This is a genomic window from Blastococcus haudaquaticus, from assembly GCF_900230285.1.
Classification (GTDB): Bacteria; Actinomycetota; Actinomycetes; order Mycobacteriales; family Geodermatophilaceae; genus Blastococcus_B; species Blastococcus_B haudaquaticus.
In genome coordinates this window covers 682,736-708,314 of the sequence record NZ_OCNK01000002.1, presented here as the reverse complement: position 1 = coordinate 708,314, position 25,579 = coordinate 682,736, and the positions used below count along the sequence as shown (strand labels likewise).

The window sequence follows — 25,579 nt, the reverse complement described above, 5'->3', positions numbered from 1 at the left end:
GCGGTGGTGGTGTGACGCCCGCGTTCAGCGGTCGCCGGTGGGGTGGGGGAGGCCGCCGGTGGCCCGCACGGGGCCGGCCGGGACGCCGGGGCCGGACGCGGCGGCTTCGATGCTCTCGCGCGCGGCGGCCACGACGGCCTCGTCGGTGAGGCCGAACTTCTCGTAGAGGACGGAGTAGGCGGCGCTCGCGCCGTAGTGGGTGAGGCCGACGATCCGGCCCGCGTCACCCACGAACTCGCGCCAGCCCAGCGGCACGCCGGCCTCGATGCTCACCCGGGCGCGGACGGCCGGCGGGAACAGCTCGTTCTTGTAGGCGTCGTCCTGCTCGGCGAACCACTCGACGCAGGGCACCGAGACCACGCGGGTCGGGACGCCGTCGGCCTCCAGCCGCTCGCGGGCGGCGACGGCGATCTGCACCTCCGAGCCGGTGCCCATGAGGATCACCTCGGGGGTGCCGCCGGACGCCTCGTTCGATGCCGGGGCCAGGACGTAGGCGCCGCGGGCGGTGCCCTCCGCGGAGCCGAACTCCCCGCGGTCGACGACCGGCAGGTTCTGCCGGGACAGGAGGAGACCGGCCGGGCGGTCGTTGTTCTCCAGGATCGTCCGCCAGGCGACGGCCACCTCGTTGGCGTCCGCGGGACGGACGACGTCCAGGCCCGGAATCGCCCGAAGGGCGGCGAAGTGCTCGATCGGCTGGTGGGTCGGGCCGTCCTCGCCGAGGCCGATCGAGTCGTGCGTCCAGACGTAGATGACCGGCAGCTGCATGAGCGCGGCCAGGCGCACGGCACCGCGCATGTAGTCGGAAAAGGTGAGGAAGGTGCCGCCGTAGACGCGGGTGCCGCCGTGCAGCGCGATGCCGTTCATGATCGCGCCCATGGCGTGCTCGCGGACCCCGAAGTGCAGCGTGCGGCCGTAGGGGCCGCCGCTCCACATCTTGGTCTGGCGGCTGGCGGGCAGGAACGACGGTTCGCCCTTGACCGCGGTGTTGTTGCTCTCGGCCAGGTCGGCCGACCCGCCCCAGAGCTCGGGGATCTCCGGGTAGAGCGCGGCGAGCACCTCGCCGGAGGCCTTGCGGGTCGCTACGCCCTTCGGGTCGGCGTCCCAGCTCGGCAGCTTCTCGGCCCAGCCCTCGGGGAGGGTCCGCGTGCGCATGCGCTCGAGCAGGGCGGCGCCGTCGGGGTTGCCCTGCTTCCAGGCGTCGAAGCCCTTCTGCCAGGCGGCGTGCGCCTCCTGGCCGCGGGCGACGACCTTGCGGGCGTGCTCGATGACCTCGGGCGCGACCTCGAAGGACTGCTCGGGGTCGAACCCGAGGATCTCCTTGGTGGCCCTGGCCTCGTCGTCGCCGAGCGCCGAGCCGTGCGCGGCGCCGGTGTTCTGCTTGTTCGGCGCGGGCCAGCCGATGATCGTCTTCAGCACGATGATCGACGGGCGGGTCGTCTCCGCCTTGGCGGCGGCGAAGGCGGCGTCGAGGGCGGCGAGGTCCTCGCCGTCGTCGACGTGCTGGACGTGCCAGCCGTAGGCCTCGTAGCGCTTGCCGACGTCCTCGGTGAAGGCGACGGTCGTGTCGTCCTCGATGGAGATCTTGTTGTCGTCGTAGACGAGCACGAGGTTGCCGAGCTGCTGCGTGCCGGCCAGGGACGACGCCTCGCCGCTGACGCCCTCCTCCAGGTCACCGTCGGAGGCGAAGGCCCAGATGGTGTGGTCGAACAGGCTCTCGCGCTCGGCGGCGTCGGCGTCGAACAGGCCGCGCTCGCGGCGGGCGGCCATCGCCATGCCGACGGCGTTGCCGACACCCTGGCCCAGCGGGCCGGTCGTCGTCTCCACGCCGGGGGTGTGGTTGACCTCGGGGTGGCCGGGGGTCTGCGAGCCCCAGGTCCGCAGCGCCTTGAGATCGTCGAGCTCGAGGCCGTAGCCCGAGAGGTAGAGCTGGACGTAGAGGGTGAGGCTCGAGTGCCCCATCGACAGGATGAACCGGTCGCGGCCGACCCAGTTCGGGTCGCTCGGGTCGTGGCGGAGCCACTTCTGGAAGAGCAGGTAGGCGGTCGGCGCCATGCTCATCGCCGTCCCCGGGTGGCCGTTGCCGACCTTCTGGACGGCGTCCATGGCGAGGATGCGGGCGGTGTCGATCGCACGGCGGTCGAGCTCGCCGAAGCCGTCGGGGAGGGTCGGGTTCGGCTGGTTCGGGCTGCCGGTCGGGCTGTCCGTGGCGGCCTCGGCCGGGGCTTCGGACCGGGTGCTCTGCGTCATGTGCTGGGGACTCCCTCGAGAAGTGGCGCTCTGTGGTGCAGCCGGCGTCGTGGTGCGGTCGGCGTCCGCCCCGGGCCCGCGCTGGCCCGGGGGTCGCATCGTCGTCGTCGACGTCGGCCCTACCCGCTGCACACGCAGCAACAACGCGATCAACCCTAGTCATCCGCGCTCCTGCCGCGACGGTGCCGGTGCGCCCTCCGGCTAGAGTGGCGCGCGTTCCCCGTCCTCGTTCCGAAGAGGCACCTCTTGCTGTTCAGCTGGCCGGCAGTGACCCGGTGACGGCGCTCTCGACGCGCCGGGCCGATCCCGAACGCCGTCCGCCCAGCGCCCTCCGCCTCCGGATCGGCGCCTACGTCGCGCTGACGAAGCCGCGCATCATCGAGCTGCTGCTGGTGACGACGGTGCCGGCGATGATGCTGGCCGCGCGCGGCTGGCCGTCGCTGTCGCTGCTGCTGTCCACCCTGGTCGGCGGAACGCTCGCCGCAGGCGCGGCCAACGTCTTCAACTGCTACTTCGACCGCGACATCGACCGGCTGATGCAGCGCACCCAGAAGCGGCCGCTGGTGACCGGCGCGGTGACGCCCCGGGCGGCGCTGATCTTCGGGTTCGTGCTGACGGTCAGCTCGGTCGTGCTCCTGGCGCTGACGACCACGCTGCTGGCCGCCTCGCTGGCCGCGGCGGCGATCTTCTACTACGCCGTCCTCTACACGATGGTGTTCAAGCGGCACACCCGGCGGAGCACCGAGTTCGGCGGGGTCCCCGGGGCGGCGCCGGTGCTGATCGGCTGGGCCGCGGTCACCGGATCGCTGGACTGGCCCGCCGTCGTCGTGTTCGGCGTCGTCTTCTGCTGGCAGATGCCCCACTTCTGGGCGCTGGCCATGCGCTTCAAGGACGACTACGCGCGGGCCGACGTCCCGATGCTGCCCGTGGTCGCTTCCGCGCTCTCGGTGGGCCGGCAGTCGGTGTTCTGGGCGTGGCTCACCGTCGCGGTCTCGCTCCTGCTGTGGCCGGTGGCTGCCGGCTACGGCATCGGCCTCGGCTACACGATCCCGGCGGTGCTCCTCGGCGGCTGGTTCGTCGTGGAGTCGCACCGGTTGCTCGCGCGGATCAAGCGCGGCGGCGAGACCAAGCCGATGCAGCTGTTCCACGTCTCGATCTCGTACCTGGCGCTGCTGATGGTCGCGATCGTCGTCGACGCCATCGTCTGAGGCGCCCGGCCCGTGGAGGACTCCAAGGGGGACGCTGGGCAGCCGGCTGTCGATCGTCTGCCTCTGGGCGAGGAGGCCTGGCTCACCGAGGTATGGAACGGCAAGGCGGCCGACGGGTACCCCGTCCGCCTCGCCGAAGTGCTTCCGACGGGTTTCCCCTGCTACCTACGGCTCTTCCACCCGTACGTCGCGTGGGGGACGGCGGACGGCGATCCCGCAGCTGCTCCGCGGACGACGTGGGAGGAGTTGGCCGCGCTCGCCGGGGTGCCATTCAGTCGGCATCTCACCGAGGCGGACCTCGATCCAGCTCTGCCGCTGCGCAACGGCGAGCACGAATACGAGCTTTGGGAAGGGGAGTTTCATCCGGTCCCGCGAAGGTCGTTGTTCGAGCATCTCTCTGTCCGCGCAGCAGGACCGGTCTTCTTCTACTTCGGGCTAGGCGCGATGGTGAGCGGCCCACTCCTGTACCGCGCTGCATGCGACGCGGTGGATTCGGTCAAGGGTGTGGCTGCTTCCGACACCAGCGATCCCGACCTCAAGGGACCGGAGCTGGTCTGGCCGCCCGACAGGTCCTGGTTCATGTACACCGATTACGACTGCGTCTCCACGTATGTCGGTTGTGACGAGGAGCTTGCTGGCTTCGTCATGGACGATCCGGAGATCGAGGCTCTGGGCGCTGACCTGGGCGACAGACTCGTGTGAGGCGCGACCTCGCGAACGCGCGGATGGGGCAGCTGGTCGGGGCCGACTGGCGGACGTACTCGCTGCAGGCCAACCGCATCGACGCCGCGGAGGTCGAGGCGCTCATCGAGGCCGGCTGGCCCGTCGTAACCTATCTCGCCGGCGGTCGCCTGATCTGGCACGACGAGGAGGACGCCTGGCCGGCGTGGGCCGATGCCCGCAGCGCCAAGGAGAAGGTGACCAACGGCCGCTGGGAGTCACCCGACGGCTCGCTCGCCGTCGTCCTCGTCTGGCACGAGTGAGCCGGAGGCGTTGTCCCTGAGCCGGTCAGTTCGCGCCCCGAAATGGCAGGCTGGAGGACAACGCTCGCGGGCTACCGCGTGGCGGCGGCCGGCTCCGAGGACGTGCTGAGAGGCAACTCGGACGACGGGCCGCGTACCGACCAGACCAGGCGCGCGGTGAACGCGGTGATCAGGACAGCGCCGAGCATGTGCAGCAGAACCAGGGCGATCGGCAGGTCGGTGAAGTACTGGACGTAGCCGATGACGCCCTGCGCGAGCTGCACGATCAACAGGTCGCGAGCGGCCCGCCGGACCCGGCCGGGGGAGTCGGTGGCGTAGAGCGCCACGAGCAGTGCGACCGTCAGGCCGAGGAGCAGGAAGACGACGTCGGCGTGCAGCTGGCTGACCAGTTCCGGGTCGAAGCCCATCCGGTCGACCGTGGTGACGCCGGCCTCCTCGTCGAGGTCGCCGCTGTGCGGCCCGCTGCCGGTGACGACGGTGCCGAACACGAGCACGACGGCGGTGACCGCCGCGATCCCGGCGACCAGCAGCACGAAGGGACGGCGGAGCAGCGGCTGACCGACCCCGGGCTCGCGGGATCGCAGCCAGAGCGTCGTCGCCAGGGCGACCAGGACGGCGGACACCAGGAAGTGCGCGGCGACCGTCCACGGGTTGAGCCCGGTGAGCACGGTGACGCCGCCCAGCGCCGCCTGCGCGGGGATGCCGAGGAACGTGAGCGCCGCCAGCAGGCGCAGGTCGCGCCGCGGGGAGCGCCAGACGGCCACCACCGTCGCGATGGCGACTGCGGCGAGCACGAAGGTGAGCAGCCGGTTGCCGAACTCGATGACGCCGTGGCCGGCCAGCTCCGGGGTCGTCACGAAACTCTCGTCGGTGCAGCGCGGCCACGTCGGACACCCCAGCCCGGAGCCGGTCAGCCGGACCAGACCACCGGTCACCACGATCAGGCCGTTGGCGACGGCGTTCGCCAGCGCGAGGCGCGAGACGGTCGCGGGAGAGAAGGAGGTGGGCAGGGCCGGCACGCCCCGATGCTATGCGGTGGGACGCCCGTAGCGGGCCGTCGGCGGGTGCTCGCAGACCGGCTGGAGTGAGGCTGCTCACGACCGGGGTCGATCGGTCCACTTCTTAGGTGGACCTTGCTTGCGAGGCTCCTGAAATAGGACACACTCGTGTTGTGGAAAGCGTTGCGGCACACCCGCGCTCGTCGGCGACGGCCGACGACGGGCGTACCCGCGACCGCGTCGGCGCGCTGCTCCTCGAGCACGGCCCGCAGACCGCCACCGAACTGGCCACCCGGCTGGGCATCTCCCCGGCCGCCGTCCGCCGGCACCTGGACTCGCTCGTCACCGCCGGCCGGCTCGAGGAGCGGCTGACGCGGGACGCCCACCGGGGCCGTGGCCGGCCGGCCCGTCGCTTCCACCTCACCGACGCCGGCCGGTCCGCCTTCCCGCACGCCTACGACGACCTCGCGCTGACCGCCCTGCGGTACGTCGCCGCCTCCGGTGGCCCGGACGCCGTCCGCGCGGTCGCCGAGCAGCAGTTGTCGGGGCTCGAGGCCCGTGCCTCGAGCGCCGTCGAGAGCGCTGTGCGGGCGGCCGACGGTGCCCCGGTCGACCGGGCCCAGGCGCTCGCCGTCGCGCTCACGGCCGAGGGCTACGCTGCCACGGCCTCGGCGATCTCCGGCGGGGGGCAGCTCTGCCAGCACCACTGCCCGGTGGCGCATGTGGCCGCGGAGTTCCCCCAGCTGTGCGAGGCCGAGACCGCGGTGATCGGCCGGCTCGTGGGCACCCACGTCCAGCGGCTGGCCACGATCGCCCACGGCGACGGAATCTGCACCACACACATCCCGGGGCCCTTGCAGCCCGGGTCACAGCGCGCGGGGAACAGAACGGCCCCCGCACGCCCTGTACCAGGTGAGCGAGCAGCGCCCGCGAGCGCGCCCACCAGCACCACCCCCACGAACCACCGGGAGAGGACGCCCGCATGACCAGCACCCAGCAGCCCGCCGTGCCCTTGACGCAGGACGAGCAGATCGACGCGCTCGGCCGTTACGAGTACGGCTGGGCTGACGCCGACGTCGCCGGTGCCTCCGCCCGTCGCGGCATCGACGAGGACGTCGTCCGCGACATCTCCCGCCGCAAGAACGAGCCCGAGTGGATGCTCGAGCGCCGCCTCAAGGCGCTCAAGCTGTTCGGGCGCAAGCCGATGCCCGACTGGGGCTCGGACCTCTCCGGCATCGACTTCCAGAACATCAAGTACTTCGTGCGGTCCACCGAGGCGCAGGCCGCCTCGTGGGAGGACCTGCCCGAGGACATCAAGAACACCTACGACCGGCTGGGCATCCCCGAGGCGGAGAAGCAGCGGCTCGTCTCCGGTGTGGCCGCGCAGTACGAGTCCGAGGTCGTCTACCACCAGATCCAGAAGGAGCTCGAGGACCAGGGCGTCATCTTCCTGGACACCGACTCCGCCCTGAAGGAGCACCCGGAGATCTTCCAGGAGTACTTCGGCTCGGTGATCCCGTCCGGCGACAACAAGTTCGCCGCGCTGAACACCGCGACCTGGTCGGGCGGCTCGTTCATCTACGTGCCGAAGGGCGTGCACGTCGACATCCCGCTCCAGGCCTACTTCCGGATCAACACCGAGAACATGGGCCAGTTCGAGCGCACGCTGATCATCGTCGACGAGGGCGCCTACGTGCACTACGTCGAGGGCTGCACCGCGCCGATCTACAAGAGCGACTCGCTGCACTCCGCGGTCGTCGAGATCATCGTCAAGAAGAACGCGCGCTGCCGGTACACGACCATCCAGAACTGGTCGAACAACGTCTACAACCTGGTCACCAAGCGGGCCGTGGCCCACGAGGGCGCGACCATGGAGTGGGTCGACGGAAACCTGGGCTCCAAGGTGACGATGAAGTACCCGGCCGTCTGGATGACCGGAGAGCACGCCAAGGGCGAGGTCCTCTCCATCGCCTTCGCGGGCGAGGGTCAGCACCAGGACGCCGGCGCCAAGATGGTGCACGCCGCACCGCACACCTCCTCGACCATCGTGTCGAAGTCGGTCGCCCGTGGCGGCGGCCGCACGTCCTATCGCGGTCTGGTGCAGATCGACGAGGGCGCCTACGGCTCCAAGTCGACGGTCAAGTGCGACGCCCTGCTCGTCGACACGATCAGCCGCTCGGACACCTACCCCTACGTCGACGTCCGTGAGGACGACGTGGCCATGGGCCACGAGGCGACGGTCTCCCGCGTCAGCGACGACCAGCTCTTCTACCTGATGAGCCGCGGTCTCTCCGAGGACGAGGCCATGGCCATGGTGGTGCGCGGGTTCGTCGAGCCGATCGCCCGCGAGCTGCCCATGGAGTACGCCCTCGAGCTCAACCGGCTCATCGAGCTGCAGATGGAAGGTGCCGTCGGCTGATGGCTGCCAGCTCTCTCCCGTCCCAGCCCAGCCCCCCCACCGGTACGACCGACCTCACCACCCAGCCGAGCACCCTCGCCTCGGAGCTCTTCGCTCCGGGCGTGGGTGCGCAGGCCGGCCCGCCGACCACCCCGGCCGAAGGCACCGGTACCGCCGGTCAGGCGACCCCCGGGGCGCACTCGCACGGTGGCCCGGCGCCGACGGGTTCCCCGGCGGAGCGGTTCACCTCCACCGATCCGGACGCCTTCGGCGTGCCGACCGGTCGCGAGGAGACGTGGCGCTTCACGCCGATGAAGCGGGTCGGGCTCCTGCTGAACGGCGCCGCCTCCGACGCACACCTCACCTGGACGTCCGACCTGCCCGAGGGCGTCGAGCTGACCAGCGTCGAGGCCGGTGACCCGCTGCTCAAGGGCCTGCCCGAGCCGGCCGACCGGCTCGCCGCGCTGACCCGTCAGCGCAGTGGCGGCGCCGCTGTCGTCCGCGTCCCGCAGGAGGCCCAGCTCGACCGCCCGGTCGTGCTCGGTCTCGCGGGGACCGGCGGTGACGACGTCGTGTGGGGCCAGCTGGTCATCGAGGTGGGTGCCTTCGCGAAGGCCACCGTCGTCCTGGACCACACCGGCCTCGCCCGCTACTCCGGCGGCGTCTCCGTGCTCGTCGGTGACAGCGCGCAGGTCACGCTCGTCTCCGTCCAGGACTGGGCCCCCGGCGCGCTGCACGGCGGTCAGTACGACGCCGTCGTCGGCCGCGACGCCACCTTCAAGCAGGTCGTGGTCACCCTCGGCGGCGACCTCGTCCGCCTGGTCAGCAACGTGCAGTACACCGGACCCGGCGGCACCGCGGAGCTCTTCGGCGTCTACTTCGCCGACGAGACCCAGCACCAGGAGCACCGGCTCTGGGTCGACCACGCGGTTCCGAACTGCCGCAGCAACGTCCTCTACAAGGGCGCGCTGCAGGGCGAGGAGGCGCGCACGGTCTGGATCGGCGACGTCCGCATCCGGCCGACCGCGACCGGCACCGAGACCTACGAGCTGAACCGCAACCTGGTGCTCACCGACGGCGCTCGGGCCGACTCCGTCCCGAACCTGGAGATCGAGACCGGCGAGATCGTCGGCGCCGGCCACGCCAGCGCCACCGGCCGGTTCGACGACGAGCAGCTGTTCTACCTCTGCTCGCGCGGCATCGACGCCGAGACCGCGCGTCGTCTGGTCGTCCGCGGCTTCTTCGCCGACGTCGTCCAGCACATCGGGATCGACGCCCTGCAGGACCGGCTGATGCGCACCATCGAGACCCGTCTCGGCGCGCTCCCCGGCCTGGAGGAGCAGGAGGTCCCCGCGTGACGTTCGAGAAGGTCTGTTCGCTGAAGGACGTCCAGGAGCCCGGTTCGCTCCGGGTGGAGCTGGACGACGTCGACATCGCCGTCGTCCGGTTCGAGGGGAACGTCTACGCGATCGAGGACCTCTGCTCGCACGCCGAGGTCCCGCTGTCGGAGGGTGACGTGGAGGAGTTCCGCGGCGCCCCGACCATCGAGTGCTGGCTGCACGGGTCGTGCTTCGACCTGCGCACCGGCGAGCCCACCAACCTGCCGGCCACCGACCCGGTGTCCGTCTACCCGGTCCGCGTCGAGGGGGAGGACGTGTTCGTCGACGTTGCGATCGACGACTCCCTCCCCGCCGCGGCCAGCAACTGAGGAGCGAAAGTGTCCGTCCTGGAGATCCGCGACCTGCACGTCACCGTCGGGGAGGGTGACGACGCGAAGGAGATCCTCCGCGGCGTCGACCTGACCGTCCGGTCCGGCGAGACCCACGCGATCATGGGCCCGAACGGCTCGGGGAAGTCGACCCTGGCCTACTCGATCGCCGGCCACCCGAAGTACACCATCACCGGCGGCACGGTGACCCTCGACGGCGAGGACGTCCTCGCGATGACCGTCGACGAGCGCGCCCGCGCCGGCCTCTTCCTCGCCATGCAGTACCCGGTCGAGGTCCCCGGCGTCTCGGTGTCGAACTTCCTGCGCACCGCCGCCACCGCGATCAAGGGCGAGGCGCCGAAGCTGCGCACCTGGGTCAAGGACGTCAAGACCGAGATGGCCGGCCTGGAGATGGACCCGGCGTTCGCCGAGCGCAACGTCAACGAGGGCTTCTCCGGTGGCGAGAAGAAGCGCCACGAGATCCTGCAGATGCGGCTGCTCAAGCCGAAGGTCGCGATCCTCGACGAGACCGACTCCGGCCTCGACGTCGACGCGCTGCGGATCGTCTCCGAGGGCGTCAACCGGACCCGCGAGGAAGGTGACGTCGGCGTCCTGCTGATCACCCACTACACGCGGATCCTCAAGTACATCAAGCCCGACTTCGTGCACGTGTTCGTCGCCGGCCGCGTCGTCGACGAGGGTGGCCCGGAGCTGGCCGCCAAGCTCGAGGACGAGGGTTACGCGGCCTACGTCAAGGATTCCAACGAGCAGGCGAGCGCCGAGAAGGCCGCCTCGGAGGTCGTGACGGCATGACCCAGACCGTCTCGCGTCCTTCTGAGTCATCAGGCGTGGCGCGCAACGCCCCCCTGCCTCTGGACGTCGAGGCGATCCGGGCGGACTTCCCGATCCTGACCCGCACCGTGCGGGACGGGAAGCGGCTGGTCTACCTCGACTCGGGGGCGACCTCGCAGAAGCCGCGCCAGGTGCTGGACGCCGAGCGCTGGTTCTACGAGAACGTCAACGCCGCGCCGCACCGGGGCGCGCACCAGCTCGCCGAGGAGGCGACGGGCGCCTACGAGGCCGCCCGCGCCACCATCGGCGGGTTCATCGGGGCGCCCGAGCAGGAGATCGTCTTCACCCGGAACACCACCGAGGCGATCAACCTGGTGGCCTACGCGCTGTCGAACGCCGCGACCGCCAAGGAGCCGGAGTTCCGCACCTACGCGGTGGGCCAGGGCGACGAGATCGTGGTCACCGAGATGGAGCACCACGCCAACCTGGTGCCCTGGCAGCAGCTCTGCGAGCGCACCGGGGCGACCCTGCGCTGGCTCGGGCTCACCGACGACGGCCGCCTCGAGCTCTCGAACCTCGACACGGTGATCAACGAGCGCACCAAGCTCGTCGCGATCACCCAGCAGTCGAACATCCTGGGCACGATCAACCCGCTGGGCGACATCGTCGCGCGGGCCCACGAGGTCGGCGCCCTGGTGCTGGTCGACGGCGCCCAGTCGGTGCCGCACCAGCCGGTCGACGTCACCGAGCTGGGTGCGGACTTCCTCGTCTTCTCCGGGCACAAGATGCTGGGCCCGACCGGCGTCGGCGTGCTGTGGGGGAAGTACGACGTCCTCGACAAGCTGCCGCCGTTCCTCACGGGCGGCTCGATGATCGAGGTCGTGCGGATGGAGGGCAGCACCTTCGCCGCCCCGCCGCAGCGCTTCGAGGCCGGCGTCCCGATGAGCGCGCAGGTGATCGGCCTGGCGGCGGCCGTCGAGTACCTGCAGGCACTCGGCATGGACGCCGTCGAGGCGCACGAGAAGGCGCTGACCGGCTACGCGCTGGAGAAGCTCGCCGAGATCCCGGGCGTCACCGTCATCGGCCCGCCCGACACCGTGGCCCGCGGGGGAGCGGTCTCCTTCACCGTCGAGGACATCCACCCGCACGACGTCGGCCAGGTCCTCGACGACCACGGCATCGCCGTCCGCGTCGGGCACCACTGCGCGTGGCCGGTCGTGCGGCGTTACGGGGTCCCGGCGACCACCCGCGCGACGTTCTACGTGCACACCGGCTACGACGACATCGACGCGCTCGCCGACGGAATTCGCGCGGCCCAGAAGTTCTTCGGAACTGTGTGAGGTCGAGCCGCTGATGCAGCTGGAGAACATGTACCAGGAGATCATCCTGGACCACTACAAGAACCCGCACGGCCGCGGTCTGCGCGAGCCGTTCGAGGCCGAGGTGCACCACGTCAACCCGACCTGCGGTGACGAGGTGACGCTGCGCCTGCACCTGGAGGGCGACACGATCGCCGACGTCTCCTACGAGGGCATGGGCTGCTCGATCAGCCAGGCCTCGGTGTCGGCGATGTACGACCTGGTGCTCGGCAAGACGGTGCCGCAGGCGCTGGAGGCCGGCGAGCACTTCATGACCCTGATGCAGGCCAAGGGCGACCCGTCGGTCGCCGAGAAGCTCGAGGACGAGCTGGAGGACGCCGTCGCGTTCGCCGGTGTGTCGAAGTACCCCGCGCGCATCAAGTGCGCGCTGATGAGCTGGATGGCGTTGAAGGACGCGTCCGCCCGAGCCTGGGGAGGCCCCGCATGACCGAGAACCAGACCACCACCGACGAGACCCCCGCCGAGCTGCCCGCCTACAAGTCGGCGCTCATCGAGGACCTCGAAGAGGCCATGCGCGACGTGGTCGACCCCGAGCTGGGCGTCAACGTCGTCGACCTGGGCCTCGTCTACGGCCTCGACGTCGACGACAGCAACGTCGCGATCATCGACATGACGCTGACGTCGGCGGCCTGCCCGCTCACCGACGTCATCGAGGACCAGGCCCGCCAGGCGCTCACCGGCGGCCCCGGGCCCGGCCTCGTCGACGACATCCGGATCAACTGGGTCTGGATGCCGCCGTGGGGCCCGGACAAGATCACCGACGACGGTCGCGAGCAGCTCCGCGCACTCGGCTTCCGCGTCTGACAGAGGACCCCTGGCCCCCCACCGCTCGCAAGCTCGCGGTGGGCCCCTGCAAGGGGCCGAACTGCCCGCGCCCCTCGGGGCGCGGGCAGTCGTCGTCGGCGGGAGGGCGTGGCACGTGGTCGCGGGCGACGTCGACCCGGCGTGGGTGATCGAGGCCGTCGCGCCCGATCCGATCGCGGGACCCCTCGGCGCGCGTTTCCTGGCTGCGCTGGCCGACCGGATCGGCCACGAGCCCGGAGTGCTGGACTCCGTCCTCGTCGCATCGCCCCTCCACGACGTCCCCCACGCGGACATTCCGGTGCGCGAGATGTCCGCTGCAGGGCCATCGCACCCCGGGGGTGGAGCGGGCTCGGCACCGCGCTGGGCCCATCAGGCCAGGCGGCCGCGCAACGTCGGTACGCCGTCGCCGCTGAGGTGGTCGAGTGCGGCCGTCCGGCCGGTGATCGCCAGCAGCAGCGCCTCGGCGGTGCCGCTCACGGTGGGACCGCTGCCGTGAGCCCAGCCGATGTCCGTCGCCGCCAGTCGCAAGCCGTCGAGTGCGCCCTTCGGGACGACGCCACCGACCGGAGCGGCGGTCAGGTACGCCAGCGACGCCTGCAGCCGCTGCTCGGGAATCTCACGCGGCAGCCCCAGTGGCCAGCGGATGTCCAGGCCGTGCACGAGCAGGTCGGTCAGCGGCGCCTCGGGGCCTGAGCCGGGCGGGGTGAACCGCGAGTCGGCCTTCCGGCGCAGCACCTCGAGCAGGTCGCCGAAGGGGCGGCGCGCCTGCTCGCGGGCCAGCCGGACGTTCGCCCGGTCGAAGTTGCCGCGGCACACGAGCATGGCCACCGCGAACCTCGGCATGCCCACTTCCAGCGGCACGACGAGGTGCGCGACCACGTCGTGCACGCTCCATGCGCTGCACAGGCTCCGCGTCGCCTGCTGTTCGCCCGTCAGTCCCGAGAGCGCGTCAGCGAGACTGCGACGCTCGTCGGCGATCTCCGCGTAAGTGTCCACGCGGGCATCGTGGCAGCCGACCTAGCCCCCGGCCGGGTCCTGGCCGCTCGCGTCGAGCATCCGGTCGAGCACGGCGGCGGCGCGCACGAGGGCGCGGGATCGGCGGTCGATGTCGGTGGCGCGGGAGCTCAGCACGTCCAGGAGGTCGTCCCGCCGTCCGGGGTCCCGGAGCTGCGGCACGAGCGCGCGCAGGGGCTCGATGCGGTACCCCGCCCTCCGCAGCTGGTGGACGAGCCGCGCGTCCCGGACGTCGGCCGGTGAGTACGTGCGGGTGCTCCGGGCGGCCGATCGGCGGGGCGTCACCAATCCCTCGGCATCCCAGTGGCGCAACGTGGACGGCCGGATGCCCAGTGCCGCCGCCAGCTCCGAGATGGTCATCGAGTCCGACGGGCGTGGGTCGTCGATCGGTTCGGTGGCGATCGCCCCGGCGGCCGCACGGGCGAGTGCCAGCTCGCGCCGCTCGACGTGCAGCCGGGCGTGGACGTCGTCCAGCGCAGCCAGCAGCCCGATCGGGTCGCAGTGGGCGGTGCGCATCAGCCGCTTGGCGTCGGCTGTGCCCGCCCCGACGGCCAGTACCCGGTAGGCCAGTGCCGCGTCGACGTGCCGGCCGGAGTAGGCCCGGTAGCCCGCCGGCGTGCGCTCGGCCGGCGGCAGGACACCGTCGTGCTCCAGGTCCCGGATCTGCTGGACCGAGTAGCCGGCCTGCCGTGCGACGTCCACGGTCCGGAGGGGCGACTTGCGACTTCGGGCGCCCCTCACGCGGGCCTCGGCCGCAGAAGTCTCCACAAGCACATGAATGTAACGCTGGAACCCATGCGGTTCGACGAGATCATCGAGTTCCTCGAGGACCTGGGCAGCGTGCTCACCCTTCGGCCGGTCGCCGGCGACGGGTCGCCGGAGATCAGCTGGGGCGACGTCTTCTTCTACTACGCGCCTGACGGCGTCGTCCCGCCCGGTCAGCCCTTCGCGACCATCGTGACCAAGGACTATCCCGACGACCGGGAGTCACGACTGGACCGGCCCGGTGCCTTCCGCCTGAACGTCGCCGCCGGCACGGCCGAGTTCCGCCGCTGGACCGGCCGCGGACCGCGCGATCATCCCGACACGGAGCCGGTCGACCGGAGCGAGGTCGACGTCCTGTTCGCGCACCCGGTGTACGGGGAGCTCGGCTGGCTCTCGGTCGTCGAGCCCGCGCCACGGACCGGGGCAGCCGTGCAGGAGGTCCTCCGCGCCGCCCACGCTCTCGCCCGCGGGCGCCACGAGCGTCGCGCGGCGACGGAGTGACCGTCAGCGCAGGTCGGCCAGGCGGGCGCCGAAGCCGTCGACGGGGGACCGCTCCCGCCGCATGCCGAGGGCCAACAGCGCCGCGCCCACGACCAGCGCGGTGGCCAGGGGCCAGGGGAGCGCCCGCACGGTGAAGCCCAGCCCGAGGGCCAGGGCCGTTCCCGCGCCGACCATCAGCGGAGCACGGACGCCGGTCCGCGCGCCGATGACGAGGACGGCCGCGGCGGCGATCAGCACGGCAGCCGCGCGTTCGCCGTCCGACGTGGTGATCGCCAGGACGGCGGACGGCAGCGCCGCGGTCAGCAGCCCCGGCCCCCACGAGGGCCATGACGGCCCGTCCACCAGCCGCGGGCCGGCGGCGATCAGCAGGCCGGCGGCGGCGGGGAGCGAGTACCACTCGACGGCAGCGAGGTCGGCGGCGGCGGCGAAGAACCAGGCAGCGGCCACGAGCTGCACGGCACCGCCCCGCCAGGCCGGCGACGAGGTCGCGTCGAGCGGCTCCCCGGGCACGTGCGTCCGCCACGCCCAGCTGATGGTGAGGACGCCCTGGACGGCGAGCAGGACGGCGAGCGTCGTCCGCTCGTCGGCGGCGCGCAGGAGCACCGCGACCGCGAGCGAGCAGACGGCGGCGGCCCGGGCCGTCGCGCCGCGGGAGGCGGCGTCCAGCCCCGCGCCCGCCGTCATCGCCACGCCGTAGAGGACGGTCAGCAGCACGGCCGCCACCACCGGCCCGAACCACCCGTCGGGCAGCGCGAGCAGCGCCGCCCCGGCCAGGCAGCCGATGGCCACCGGCAGCGCGACGGGCCGGTCGTCGCGACGGCTCGCCGCGACGAGCACCGTCGGCAGCGCGGTGAGGAGCAGCAGCAGGCTGATTTCCGACCACCGCTCGAGGGCGACCAGCTGGCCGATGCTGAGCAGCGCCATGACGATGCCGGCGGACAGGGCGACGGGGAGGAACAGCTCGCGACGACGGTCGGTCAGCGTGGCCGCCGCGGCGTTCGCGATGAGCACGCCCGCGTAGCCGGTCAACGTCATGGTCAGCGGTCCGAGCGAGGAGAAGGCGCCGGTGACCCCCGCCCCCGCGACGACGCCCGCCAACACCGGTACCGCGACCCGGGGCCCCATCAGCGGCTGCAGCTCCCGACGCCGCCGCGCCAGCAGCAGCCCGGCGGCGGCAGCGACCATCAACCCGGCGGAGAGCCACCGCTCGGCGCCGGTGTCGGTCCAGGCGCTGGCGGACCCGCCCGCGACGCCGACCAGCCACCACGGCACCGTGGTGAGCAGCGCGATGCGGGCGACGACCCGCCGTCCGCGCAGCGCGACACCCAGACCCACCAGGGCCACGCCCAGGTGGACGGCGGTGTGCAGACCGTCCGCCACGCCGTCCAGCGAGCGCAGGACGGCCAGCTGGCCGGCGCCCCACGCGGCGAGCGGCCAGCAGGCCGTCGTGCGCGCGACCCGGTGCAGGACCAGGAACCCGACGGCGAGCAGCGCGGCGGAGCCGGGTGCGGCGCCCAGCAGGGGTCCGCCCAGGTCGGTGCCGACGAGGGCGAGCGCCGCGGCCGAGGCGGCGAGGGTCTCCTCGGAGCTGCGCAGCCGCGAGCGGGCCGCCCGCAGTGACGCACCGGCGGCGACCGCGGCGAGGGCGAGGAGCAGCACCCGGACGGGGCCGCCGCCGTACGCCGAGGCGACGGTCGCGGCCGCGCTCACCAACAGGACGGCGCCGACACCGAGCAGCACCTGCGGTGGGCGGGCGCGGTAGGGCAGGGGAGGAGCCGGTGCCGTGCCGACCGAACGCGTCATGACCGCCTCCCTCCCGATCCCCCGAGGCGCTCCCACCGTAGGGCGGGCGGCCCGGCGGGGCACCCGGTCAGCGCATCTGCGCGACCCAGGCCACTGCCTCCCGCGCCTGCTGGCGCCGGCGCTCGTAGGTCGCGCCGACCACCAGGAGCAGCAATCCGGCGGTGCCGAGGGTGACCCAGCGGGGGAGGAGCGGTGCATAGGGGGCCAGCCGGCCGACGGTCACGAGCAGCAGGACGCCGGCGCCGACGACGAACGGGGCCTGCCGGTGCCGCACGGCGCCGAAGACGGTGAGCAGCGCGGCGGCGGCGATGACGAGGACGAGGCGGAGCGCGGTCGGCTCGGCGACGACCACGAGCGCCGACGGCACGAGGGCGACCCCGGCGGCGGCGCCCTCGGCCGCCCACGACGGAGCGCCGCTCCGCAGCTGCGGGAGGGCGACCACCAGCAGACCGAGGGCTGCCGGGAGCGTGTACGCCTCGGGGGTCTCGATGCCCGCTCCGCCGACCGCGATCCAGGAGGCCACCACCAGGTCGGCCACGGCGACGACCCCCACCCAGCGGCGGGAGGCCGCGACGGCGTAGCCGCCCGCTGCGACGCCGACGATCGCCAGCTGGATCGCCATCTGGCCCCAGGCCTCGACCGACCCGCTGGTGACCGCCGCGGCGAGTCCGGCGACCGGCGCCGCGGCCGCCGCCGTCCACTCCTCGGGCCGCCCGGCCCGGAGGGTCGCCACGGCGAAGGCCACGGCGGCGAGCAGCGCGAGCAGCAGCCCGGCCACCCAGGCCACGAGCACGTCGTCGGCCCGGGCGAGCAGCACGGCCGCCGCGGGGAGCAGCAGCGCCAGAGCGGTGGCCGGCGGGCGCAGCAGCGCGATCCGCACCGCAGCCAGCGCCGCGGGGATCGTCGCGGCCAGCGCGACCACCGCCAGCGTCCCGAACCGCTGCTCCTCGGCGAGCAGCGACCCGTGGACGAGGAGGAGCGCCGCACCGGCGGTCGTGAGCCCCGCCGTGAGAGCCGTGCGGCCAACGGTCAGCACGGCGGCGGTGAGCGCCGCGAGTCCGATGCCGGCGGCGATCCAGGAGCCCTCGTCCCCGGTCGTCCGCAGGGAGAAGGCGAGCGCCAGGCCGACGACGGCGCCGACCGCGCCGGGGACCAGCTCGGGGAACCGGGACCTGAGTCCTCCCCGTCTCTCGAGCGCGAGCGCGCCCGTCCCGGCGATCACCAGCACTCCCGCCGCCGTCCACGACTCGCCTACGTCGGACGTCGCCGCGGTGGCCAGTCCGCCGAGGACACCGGCAGCCGCCAGGACGCCCGCCAGCACGGTCGCGACGGGGCTCAGCATCGGCCGGAGGCGGCCCGCCGCCACGACGTCGACCACCGCCATCCCGAGCGCCACGGCGACCCCTGCCGGACCGGTGAGCAGCTCGCCGGTCAGGAACAGGAAGGGCAGGGGCTGGGCGGCCAGCAGCGCCGCGAGCGGCCAGGTGGCCGTCGTCCGGGTGAGGCGGCCGAGCAGGAGCGTCACGACGACGACGACGGCACAGGACACCGCCCACCACGTGCGGAGGGGGACGTCCTCCAGCCGGAACAACCCGAGGGCGCGGGCCGCACCGAGGTCGATCGCGAGCAGCGCCGCTCCGGCCGCGGCCAGCGCCTCCTCGGTGGCACGCAGGCCGCGGCGGGCCGCCCAGGCCGAGACGGCGCAGGCGAGCGCGGTGACCGTGACCATCACGCCCGCCTGGAACGCCAGCCCGAACCTGCTCCACGCGACGGCGACGAAGGTGAGGGCGGCGGCCACCACGAGCAGGGCGCCCAGCCCCAGCAGGACCTGCTGCGGGCTGAGCCGGGGCCGCGGCGGGCGCGGCGGGGTCGGTGCCCCTCCCGTCGCTGCCGGCCACGTCGGCGCGGGCGGTGCCCACGGCGGGGGAGCGGACGGTGGCGGGACGGGCGGCGCAGCAGGCGCCGGTGGCGGACCCGCCGGCCGCGCACCGGGTGCGGCGGCCCGCAGGGTGGCCAGCAACGCGTCCCGGTCGCGGGCCAGGTCGCTGAGCGTCGTCCCGATCCGGGCGACCACGAGCGCGGCCTGCGCGGCAGCGGGCAGCCCGCAGGACGGGCACGGACCGGTGCCGATGTCGCCGACCGGTCGTCCGCAGACCGGACAGGTCGGCAGCCAGGGCGCCCCGTGCGGATTCATGGCCGCATCCTGGCGCCACCCGGGCGCGGTGGGGCCGATGTCCCGGTAACACGCCCGAGCGGGGGATGCCGCCGATGTCACCTTCCATCCGTTCGTGGTATCCGCCTCTGAGCGCCTACCCTGGGATCAGTGATCACGACGACCGGCCTGGAGCTGCGCGCCGGCGCCCGCATCCTCATCAGCGAAGCCAACCTCCGCGTGCAGCCCGGCGACCGGATCGGCCTCGTCGGCCGCAACGGCGCGGGCAAGACCACCACCCTCACCACCCTGGCCGGCGAGCGCATCGCCCACGCCGGGAAGGTCGACGTCTCCGGCGAGATCGGCTACCTCCCGCAGGACCCGCGCAGCGGGGACCTCGACATCACCGCCAGCGACCGCGTCCTCTCCGGCCGCGGCCTGGACGTCCTGAAGAACCAGCTCACCAAGGCGCAGGTCGCCATGGCAGAGCCGGCCGACGACGCCGAGCGCGACAAGGCCGTCCGCCGCTACGGCCGGCTCGAGGACCAGTTCGCCGCGATGGGTGGTTACGCCGCCGAGAGCGACGCCGCGCGCATCTGCACCAACCTGGGCCTGCCCGACCGCGTCCTCGGGCAGCCGCTGCGCACCCTGTCCGGCGGTCAGCGCCGTCGCGTCGAGCTGGCCCGCATCCTGTTCTCCGACGCCGAGACGCTGCTGCTCGACGAACCGACCAACCACCTGGACGGCGACTCGATCACCTGGCTCAAGGGCTTCCTGTCCGGCCACAAGGGCGGGCTGATCGTGATCAGCCACGACGTCGAGCTGCTCGAGGCGGTCGTCAACAAGGTCTGGCACCTCGACGCCAACCGCGCCACGGTCGACATCTACAACCTCGGCTGGAAGCGCTACCTGGCCCAGCGCGAGACCGACGAGCGCCGTCGCAAGCAGGAGCGCGCCAACACCGAGCGGAAGATCGACACGCTCAACGCGCAGGCCGACAAGATGCGGGCCAAGGCCACCAAGGCCAAGGCCGCGAAGAGCATGGACAAGCGGGCCGAGCGGCTGGCCGCGGGTCTCGCCGACGTCCGCGTGCACGACAAGGTCGCCAAGCTGCGCTTCCCGACGCCGGTCGCCTGCGGCCGCACGCCCCTGTACGCCGAGGGCCTGTCGAAGAGCTACGGCTCGCTGGAGATCTTCACCGACGTCGACCTGGCCGTGGACAAGGGCACGCGCGTCGTCGTCCTCGGGCTCAACGGCGCCGGGAAGACGACCCTGCTGCGGATGCTGGCCGGCACCGAGAGCCCGGACACCGGCGAGGTCAAGGCCGGCCACGGGTTGCGGATCGGCTACTACGCGCAGGAGCACGAGACCATCGACATGGACCGCAGCCTGCTCGAGGTCATGCGGTCCGCGGCGCCCGACAGCACCGACACCGAGCTCCGCCGGATCCTCGGCGCCTTCCTCTTCTCCGGTGAGACCGTCGACCAGCGCGCCGGCACCCTGTCCGGCGGCGAGCGCACCCGGCTCGCGATGGCCACGCTGGTCATCTCCGGCGCCAACGTGCTGCTGCTCGACGAGCCCACCAACAACCTGGACCCGGCCAGCCGTGAGCAGGTGCTCGAGGCGCTGCGCACCTATGCCGGCGCCATCGTGCTGGTCACCCACGACGAGGGCGCCGTCCGCGCGCTGAACCCCGACAAGGTGATCCTGCTGCCCGACGGCACCGAGGACGCCTGGAGCGAGGACCTGGCCGACCTGGTCGAACTGGCCTGAGCCCGCCTGACCTCCTCGGGTGCCCCGGACCTGGCTGCGCCGCCCCACGCGGCGGGCGTCCCGCACGCTCTGGCTCGCCTTCTGGCTGGCGGTCGCCGGGATCTGGCTGGTCGCCCTCGTCGTCAGGATCGCGACCGGGCACGACGGGTGGGACATCGCCGTGGCCGCCGCGTGGGTGGGCATCGCCGGCGTGTGGATCGTCCGCATCCTGCGCACCCCTCCCGCGCGGGAGCACGAGGACGTCGAGCACCGGTCGGCGTAGGTCGGCACGCGGGTCCGCGCTCGTTCCGGTTCGCGTGGCCGACATGCCACGGCTGGGTGATCATGGCTGCAGGGATGCCGTGGTCAGTGGGACGGCGGCACTCGGTGGACGGACTGCCAGCACCGGGACCGGGAGCGGCCGGTCGTGCCGGTGCTGACATGGGCCGGGCAGTTGACACGGAGGGGAGTCATGGCCGACTCGAGCATCACGGATCTTGGCAAGGGCAAGCGCATCACCGGAGGTGACCGGTCCTCGATGGCCGACGATCTCCGCAAGCGCTACGACGGTGGCGAGAGCATCCGTTCCCTGGCCACCTCCACGAACCGTTCCTACGGGTTCGTCCACCGCCTCCTCTCGGAGTCCGGGGCCACGCTGCGCAGCCGCGGCGGGGCCAACCGGAATAGTAAGAAGGCGTGACCTCCTCCTCTCCCTCTGCTGACAACGGCTGGATCCGGACGAGCCGGGACGGCGCGGTCCTCACCGTCACCCTCGACCGGGCCGACCAGCTCAACGCCCAGACGCCGGCGACCTGGCTGACGCTGGCCGATGTCGGCGCCTCCCTCGACGACGACGTCCGCGTCGTCGTGCTCCGGGGTGAGGGGCGCTCGTTCTCCGCGGGCCTGGACCGCAGCCTGTTCAGCGCCCAGCCCTCCACCGACGGGGGGCTCGGCGAGCTCGGCCGGATGCCGGCCGAGCAGGCGCAGGAGCGGATCCGCGCGTACCAGGCCGGCTTCCGGTGGCTGCGGTCGCCGGGCATCGTCTCGGTCGCGGCGGTGCAGGGGCACGCGATCGGCGCGGGCGCGCAGCTGGCGCTCGCCTGCGACCTCCGCGTCCTGGCCGACGACGCGTCGCTGCGGCTGCCGGAGGCGACCCTGGGCCTGGTGCCCGACCTGACCGGGACCAGCACGCTGATGGAGCTGGTCGGCTACTCGCGGGCCATGGAGATCTGCCTGACCGGGCGCGCCGTCAAGGCACCCGAGGCCCAGGCGCTCGGGCTCGCGAACGTCGTCGTCGGTGCCGCTGACCTGGACGCCACGGTCGCCGACCTGGTGGCCGCGCTGACCGCCCCACCGGTCGAGGCCAGCCGGGCGACGGCGGCGCTGATCCGGTCGGCGGTGCGGAACGACTTCGCCGCCCAGGACGCCGCGGAGCGAGCGGCACAGGTACAGCGACTGCACGCACTGGTCACCGGCTCCTGAGCCGGTTTCCTGACAGGGGTCGCTGAGAGACTGCCTCCGGAACAGCCCGGCCACCGACGGTGTTGGCCGGGCTGACGAGAGGTGGCGGTGTGGACGTGAGCAACCCGATGACGTCGATGGCCGCGATGCGGTCGTTCCGGCGCGATCCCTCCGTGACCGCGCGCGAGCTGCCGAAGGGCACCGTCCGCAGGATCCTCGGCATCGCCCGCCCGTACCGCCGCGAGCTGACGTTCTTCCTGGCCCTGGTCGTGGGGTCCTCTCTCATCGGCGTCGTCACCCCGCTGCTGGCCGGTGACATCGTCAACCGGATCGCCTCCCTCGACGGCACGACCGGCGACATCGTCCGCATCGCGCTGTTCATCGCCGGGCTCGCGGTGCTGGACGCCGTCATCTCCCTGGGCACCCGCTGGTACTCCGCCCGCATCGGCGAAGGGGTCATCTACGACCTGCGCAGCCGGGTGTTCGAGCACGTCCAGCGGATGCCGGTCGCGTTCTTCACCCGCACGCAGACCGGTGCGCTGGTCAGCCGGCTGAACAACGACGTGATCGGCGCCCAGCAGGCCTTCACCTCGACGCTGTCCGGGGTGGTCTCCAACGTCATCGGTCTGGTCCTCACCGCGGGCGTGATGCTGACGCTCTCCTGGCAGATCACGTTGCTGTCGCTGGTCCTCGTGCCGCTGTTCGTCCTCCCGGCGCGGCGCATCGGCAAGCGGCTGCAGGAGATCACCCGGGAGTCCTACGGGCTGAACGCGTCGATGAACGCCACGATGACGGAGCGGTTCAACGTCGCCGGCGCCCTGCTGGTCAAGCTCTTCGGCCGGCCCACGACCGAGGCGGAGTCCTTCCGGGGGCGGGCCGCCCGGGTCCGCGACATCGGTGTCCTCTCGGCCATGTACGGCCGCTTCTTCTTCACCGCCCTCACGCTCGTCGCCGCGCTGGCGACGGCGCTGGTCTACGGCCTCGGCGGCTGGCTGGCCTTCACCGGTTCCCTGAGCGCGGGCGACGTCGTCGCCCTCGCGCTGCTGCTGTCCCGGCTGTACGGGCCGCTCACGGCCCTGGCCAACGTCCGCGTCGACGTCATGAGCGCCATGGTGAGCTTCGACCGCGTCTTCGAGGTGCTCGACCTGGCACCGATGATCGCCGAGGCACCCGACGCCGTCCCGGTGCCGGCCGGCGACCGGTCCATCGAGTTCGACGCGGTCTCCTTCAGCTACCCGTCGGCCACCGACGTCTCGCTGCCGTCACTGGAAGAGGTGTCCCTCCCCGAGCACGGCGGGCCGGTCGACGTCCTGCACGACGTCTCCTTCCGCGTGGAGCCCGGGCAGCTGGTGGCGCTGGTCGGGCACTCCGGAGCGGGGAAGTCCACGATCGCCAACCTGGTGCCGCGTCTCTACGACGTCACCGGTGGGACGGTCCGGGTCGGCGGCATCGACGTCCGTACGGCGACGCTGGACTCGCTGCGCGACGCGATCGGCGTGGTCAGCCAGGATGCGCACCTGTTCCACGACTCCATCCGGGCCAACCTGCTCTACGCGCGCCCCGACGCGACCGAGGAGCAGTTGTGGTCGGCTCTCGAAGGCGCCCGCATCGCCGCCCTCGTCCGGTCGCTGCCCGAGGGCATGGAGACCGTGGTCGGCGACCGCGGCTACCGCATGTCGGGCGGTGAGAAGCAGCGGCTGGCCATCGCCCGGGTGCTGCTCAAGGCTCCCGGGATCGTCATCCTCGACGAGGCGACCGCACACCTGGACAGCGAGAGCGAGGCCGCCGTCCAGCACGCGCTCGACGCCGCGCTGAGCGGGCGCACATCGCTGGTCATCGCGCACCGGCTGTCCACGATCCGCAGCCCCGACCAGATCCTGGTGATCGAGGACGGTCGGGTGGCCGAGTCGGGGACGCACGAGGAGCTGCTGGCGCTCGGCGGCCGGTACGCCGACCTCTACCGGACCCAGTTCGCCGACGTCGACCGGTCGGCGGTCGAGGTCGGCTGACGGGGGCCGGCCTCCGGCCGGCCCGTGCTCCCTCGCCGTCGGCAGTCGTCCGGACACGCACCGTCGTCGGCGCTCGGTCGGAGGTCCGCCGACCTCCGTCGCACCCCGGTGGTGAACGGCGAGCGTCGAACGGTCGCGCTCACCGGAGCACTACCGTCACTCCTGTCCCAGTACGCGTAGAGGAGTTCGAACCAGCGTGACCGCAGCCCATCCGCACGACGCCCAGATCCGTGCGCTGTACCACTCCTTCCTCGATGGGTGGAACCGGCGCAGCGGTGCGTCCGTGGCGGCCGGCTTCGCCGACGACGGCGACATCATCGGGTTCGACGGCACCCACCACCGCGGCCGGCTGTCGATCGCCGCCGATCTGCGGGCGATCTTCGGCAGCCACCAGACGCAGTCCTACGTCGGGATCGTGCGCTCCGTACGGCCGATCGCGCCGGGCGTGGCCGTCCTGCTCGCGCACGCCGGGATGATCCCGCCCGGCGAGAGCGACCTCGACCCGGACCTGCACACCGTGCACACCCTGGTCGCGGTCGACGAGGGTGGTGGCCGCTGGCGCATCTCCCTGTTCCAGTCGACGCCGGCGGCCTTCCACGGCTTCCCCGACGAACGCGAGGCGCTCACCCAGGAACTGCGCGGCCTGCTCGCCCCCCAGTGAGCGGAGCCCGCCGCGGGGGCGGTTGCCGCCGAGATGCGCATCAGGGCGGTCATACGGTCGCCGATGACCGCCGCCTGACGCATCGCGGCGCCATCGCATCACCGCGATGAGTGTCCTGATCTCGGCCGACGACCTGCGGCGGGGCGGTCGGGCGGTGCTGCTGGACGTCCGCTGGGCACTCGGCGACCCGCACGGGCGCGAGCACTACCTGGGAGCGCACCTTCCCGGTGCCGTCTTCGTCGACCTGGAGACCGAGCTCGCCGATCCGCCGTCCACCGCGCAGGGACGCCACCCGCTGCCCTCGTTACAGCGGCTGCAAGCGTGTGCGCGGCGGTGGGGGATCGGCCGGGACGACGCCGTCGTCGTCTACGACGCGACGGGCGGCCTGGCGGCGGCCCGCGCGTGGTGGCTGCTGCGCTGGGGTGGCCTGAACGACGTCCGGCTGCTGGACGGCGGACTCGACGCCTGGCGCCGCGCCGGGGGACCGGTGGAAGCGGGCGACGTCGTCCCCACGCCGGGGGACGTGGTGCTGAGCGGCGGCGGCATGCCGGTGCTGTCCATCGACGACGCGGCGGCGCTGCCGACGTCCGGGGTGCTGCTCGACGCCCGCGCGGGTGAGCGCTTCCGGGGCGAGGTCGAGCCGATCGACCCCCGGGCCGGCCACGTGCCCGGCGCGGTGAGCGCGCCGACGACGGACAACCTGGCGCCGGAGGGCACCTTCCTCCCGCCGGGTGCCTTGCGGGAGCGGTTCGCGGCGCTCGGTGTCGGCGACGGCGGTCCGGTCGGCGTCTACTGCGGCTCCGGGGTCACCGCGGCGCACGAGGTGGCCGCGCTGGCATCGGCCGGCATCGAGGCGGCGCTGTGGCCGGGTTCCTGGTCCCAGTGGTCGGCCGACCTCGATCGTCCCGCCGACACCGGCCCCTGACCCGCGTCGTCGACACGGG

Annotated in this window: 25 protein-coding genes; 19 read left to right on the top strand and 6 right to left on the bottom strand. The window is 72.8% G+C overall.

Translation table 11 applies throughout. The features are described 5' to 3' along the window. Positions 1–24 precede the first annotated feature (24 nt). Positions 25–2,247, bottom strand: a complete 2,223-nt coding sequence (gene tkt, locus CRP30_RS10055) for a transketolase (protein ID WP_097183766.1) — start codon at positions 2,245–2,247, stop codon at positions 25–27. Positions 2,248–2,522: 275 nt separating this feature from the next. Here tkt and CRP30_RS10050 point away from each other — a divergent pair, with 275 nt between their 5' ends. The 3 genes from CRP30_RS10050 to CRP30_RS10040 are packed head-to-tail and all read left to right on the top strand — an operon-like array spanning position 2,523 to position 4,438. Next, entirely contained in the window at positions 2,523–3,455 is a 933-nt protein-coding gene (locus CRP30_RS10050) for a heme o synthase (protein WP_097183765.1), read from the top strand. 12 nt (positions 3,456–3,467) lie between these two features. Further along, positions 3,468–4,157, top strand: a complete 690-nt coding sequence (locus CRP30_RS10045; RefSeq protein ID WP_097183764.1) for a hypothetical protein — start codon at positions 3,468–3,470, stop codon at positions 4,155–4,157. Further along, positions 4,154–4,438 carry a hypothetical protein gene (locus CRP30_RS10040; RefSeq protein ID WP_097183763.1) on the top strand — a complete coding sequence of 95 codons (285 nt, stop codon included), beginning with the start codon at positions 4,154–4,156 and terminating at the stop codon, positions 4,436–4,438. Before CRP30_RS10045 ends, CRP30_RS10040 begins: the two co-directional genes overlap by 4 nt. Before the next feature lie 71 nt (positions 4,439–4,509). Here CRP30_RS10040 and CRP30_RS10035 read toward each other — a convergent pair whose 3' ends face one another. Next, a complete protein-coding gene (locus tag CRP30_RS10035) occupies positions 4,510–5,457 on the bottom strand; it encodes a COX15/CtaA family protein (RefSeq protein WP_235003302.1) in 948 nt (315 codons plus the stop codon). A 152-nt stretch (positions 5,458–5,609) separates the two neighbouring features. Here CRP30_RS10035 and CRP30_RS10030 point away from each other — a divergent pair, with 152 nt between their 5' ends. Genes CRP30_RS10030 through CRP30_RS09995 form a run of 8 tightly spaced genes read left to right on the top strand, consistent with a single transcriptional unit; the run spans position 5,610 to position 12,517 of the window. Continuing rightward, positions 5,610–6,422 (top strand): helix-turn-helix transcriptional regulator, encoded by an 813-nt coding sequence (locus CRP30_RS10030; protein ID WP_200814652.1) that lies wholly within the window; start codon positions 5,610–5,612, stop codon positions 6,420–6,422. Continuing rightward, a complete protein-coding gene (gene sufB / locus CRP30_RS10025; protein ID WP_097183762.1) occupies positions 6,419–7,855 on the top strand; it encodes a Fe-S cluster assembly protein SufB in 1,437 nt (478 codons plus the stop codon). Before CRP30_RS10030 ends, sufB begins: the two co-directional genes overlap by 4 nt. Further along, a complete protein-coding gene (sufD, locus tag CRP30_RS10020; RefSeq protein WP_200814651.1) occupies positions 7,855–9,192 on the top strand; it encodes a Fe-S cluster assembly protein SufD in 1,338 nt (445 codons plus the stop codon). The genes sufB and sufD overlap by 1 nt, the downstream gene beginning before the upstream one ends. After that, entirely contained in the window at positions 9,189–9,542 is a 354-nt protein-coding gene (locus tag CRP30_RS10015; RefSeq protein WP_097183761.1) for a Rieske (2Fe-2S) protein, read from the top strand. The genes sufD and CRP30_RS10015 overlap by 4 nt, the downstream gene beginning before the upstream one ends. Positions 9,543–9,551: 9 nt before the next feature. Then, entirely contained in the window at positions 9,552–10,355 is an 804-nt protein-coding gene (sufC, locus tag CRP30_RS10010; protein ID WP_097183760.1) for a Fe-S cluster assembly ATPase SufC, read from the top strand. A gap of 35 nt (positions 10,356–10,390) precedes the next feature. Then, positions 10,391–11,674, top strand: a complete 1,284-nt coding sequence (locus CRP30_RS10005) for a cysteine desulfurase (protein WP_439647021.1) — start codon at positions 10,391–10,393, stop codon at positions 11,672–11,674. A gap of 13 nt (positions 11,675–11,687) precedes the next feature. Next, on the top strand, positions 11,688–12,140 hold the full coding sequence (gene sufU, locus CRP30_RS10000; protein WP_097183758.1) for a Fe-S cluster assembly sulfur transfer protein SufU: 453 nt from the start codon (positions 11,688–11,690) through the stop codon (positions 12,138–12,140). After that, positions 12,137–12,517: a metal-sulfur cluster assembly factor gene (locus tag CRP30_RS09995; RefSeq protein ID WP_097183757.1), complete on the top strand. Its 381-nt coding sequence runs from the start codon at positions 12,137–12,139 to the stop codon at positions 12,515–12,517. The genes sufU and CRP30_RS09995 overlap by 4 nt, the downstream gene beginning before the upstream one ends. Before the next feature lie 369 nt (positions 12,518–12,886). Here the strand turns inward: CRP30_RS09995 and CRP30_RS09990 are convergent, their stop codons facing one another. Both CRP30_RS09990 and CRP30_RS09985 read right to left on the bottom strand, forming a co-directional pair. Beyond that, entirely contained in the window at positions 12,887–13,513 is a 627-nt protein-coding gene (locus CRP30_RS09990) for a maleylpyruvate isomerase family mycothiol-dependent enzyme (RefSeq protein WP_097183756.1), read from the bottom strand. Between the two features lie 21 nt (positions 13,514–13,534). Continuing rightward, positions 13,535–14,233 (bottom strand): MerR family transcriptional regulator, encoded by a 699-nt coding sequence (locus tag CRP30_RS09985; protein ID WP_200814650.1) that lies wholly within the window; start codon positions 14,231–14,233, stop codon positions 13,535–13,537. A gap of 93 nt (positions 14,234–14,326) precedes the next feature. On the opposite strand from CRP30_RS09985, the gene CRP30_RS09980 reads away from it, so the two are divergent. Then, positions 14,327–14,797, top strand: a complete 471-nt coding sequence (locus CRP30_RS09980) for a DUF6194 family protein (protein ID WP_097183754.1) — start codon at positions 14,327–14,329, stop codon at positions 14,795–14,797. Between the two features lie 3 nt (positions 14,798–14,800). Here the strand turns inward: CRP30_RS09980 and CRP30_RS09975 are convergent, their stop codons facing one another. Together CRP30_RS09975 and CRP30_RS09970 are read right to left on the bottom strand one after the other, a co-directional pair. Then, positions 14,801–16,600, bottom strand: coding sequence for an SCO7613 C-terminal domain-containing membrane protein (locus CRP30_RS09975; protein WP_097183753.1), 1,800 nt, complete (start codon positions 16,598–16,600; stop codon positions 14,801–14,803). A gap of 67 nt (positions 16,601–16,667) precedes the next feature. Continuing rightward, a complete protein-coding gene (locus CRP30_RS09970) occupies positions 16,668–18,794 on the bottom strand; it encodes an SCO7613 C-terminal domain-containing membrane protein (protein WP_097183752.1) in 2,127 nt (708 codons plus the stop codon). A gap of 129 nt (positions 18,795–18,923) precedes the next feature. Between CRP30_RS09970 and CRP30_RS09965 the strand changes: the two genes are divergently transcribed. From CRP30_RS09965 to CRP30_RS09935, 7 genes are all read left to right on the top strand, one after another. After that, positions 18,924–20,525, top strand: a complete 1,602-nt coding sequence (locus tag CRP30_RS09965; protein WP_097183751.1) for an ABC-F family ATP-binding cassette domain-containing protein — start codon at positions 18,924–18,926, stop codon at positions 20,523–20,525. 19 nt (positions 20,526–20,544) lie between these two features. Continuing rightward, positions 20,545–20,787, top strand: a complete 243-nt coding sequence (locus CRP30_RS09960; RefSeq protein WP_097183750.1) for a hypothetical protein — start codon at positions 20,545–20,547, stop codon at positions 20,785–20,787. 189 nt (positions 20,788–20,976) lie between these two features. Continuing rightward, the gene (locus CRP30_RS09955; protein WP_097183749.1) at positions 20,977–21,204 is read left to right on the top strand and encodes a helix-turn-helix domain-containing protein; all 228 of its coding nucleotides are present in this window, start codon (positions 20,977–20,979) and stop codon (positions 21,202–21,204) included. After that, complete coding sequence (locus CRP30_RS09950; protein WP_235003301.1) at positions 21,201–21,986, top strand: enoyl-CoA hydratase/isomerase family protein; 786 nt, start codon at positions 21,201–21,203, stop codon at positions 21,984–21,986. Before CRP30_RS09955 ends, CRP30_RS09950 begins: the two co-directional genes overlap by 4 nt. A gap of 95 nt (positions 21,987–22,081) precedes the next feature. Beyond that, positions 22,082–23,974 carry an ABC transporter ATP-binding protein gene (locus CRP30_RS09945; protein ID WP_235003300.1) on the top strand — a complete coding sequence of 631 codons (1,893 nt, stop codon included), beginning with the start codon at positions 22,082–22,084 and terminating at the stop codon, positions 23,972–23,974. Positions 23,975–24,170: 196 nt separating this feature from the next. Further along, a complete protein-coding gene (locus CRP30_RS09940) occupies positions 24,171–24,635 on the top strand; it encodes an SgcJ/EcaC family oxidoreductase (protein WP_097183747.1) in 465 nt (154 codons plus the stop codon). A gap of 106 nt (positions 24,636–24,741) precedes the next feature. After that, positions 24,742–25,560, top strand: a complete 819-nt coding sequence (locus CRP30_RS09935; RefSeq protein ID WP_097183746.1) for a sulfurtransferase — start codon at positions 24,742–24,744, stop codon at positions 25,558–25,560. Positions 25,561–25,579: the final 19 nt, after the last annotated feature.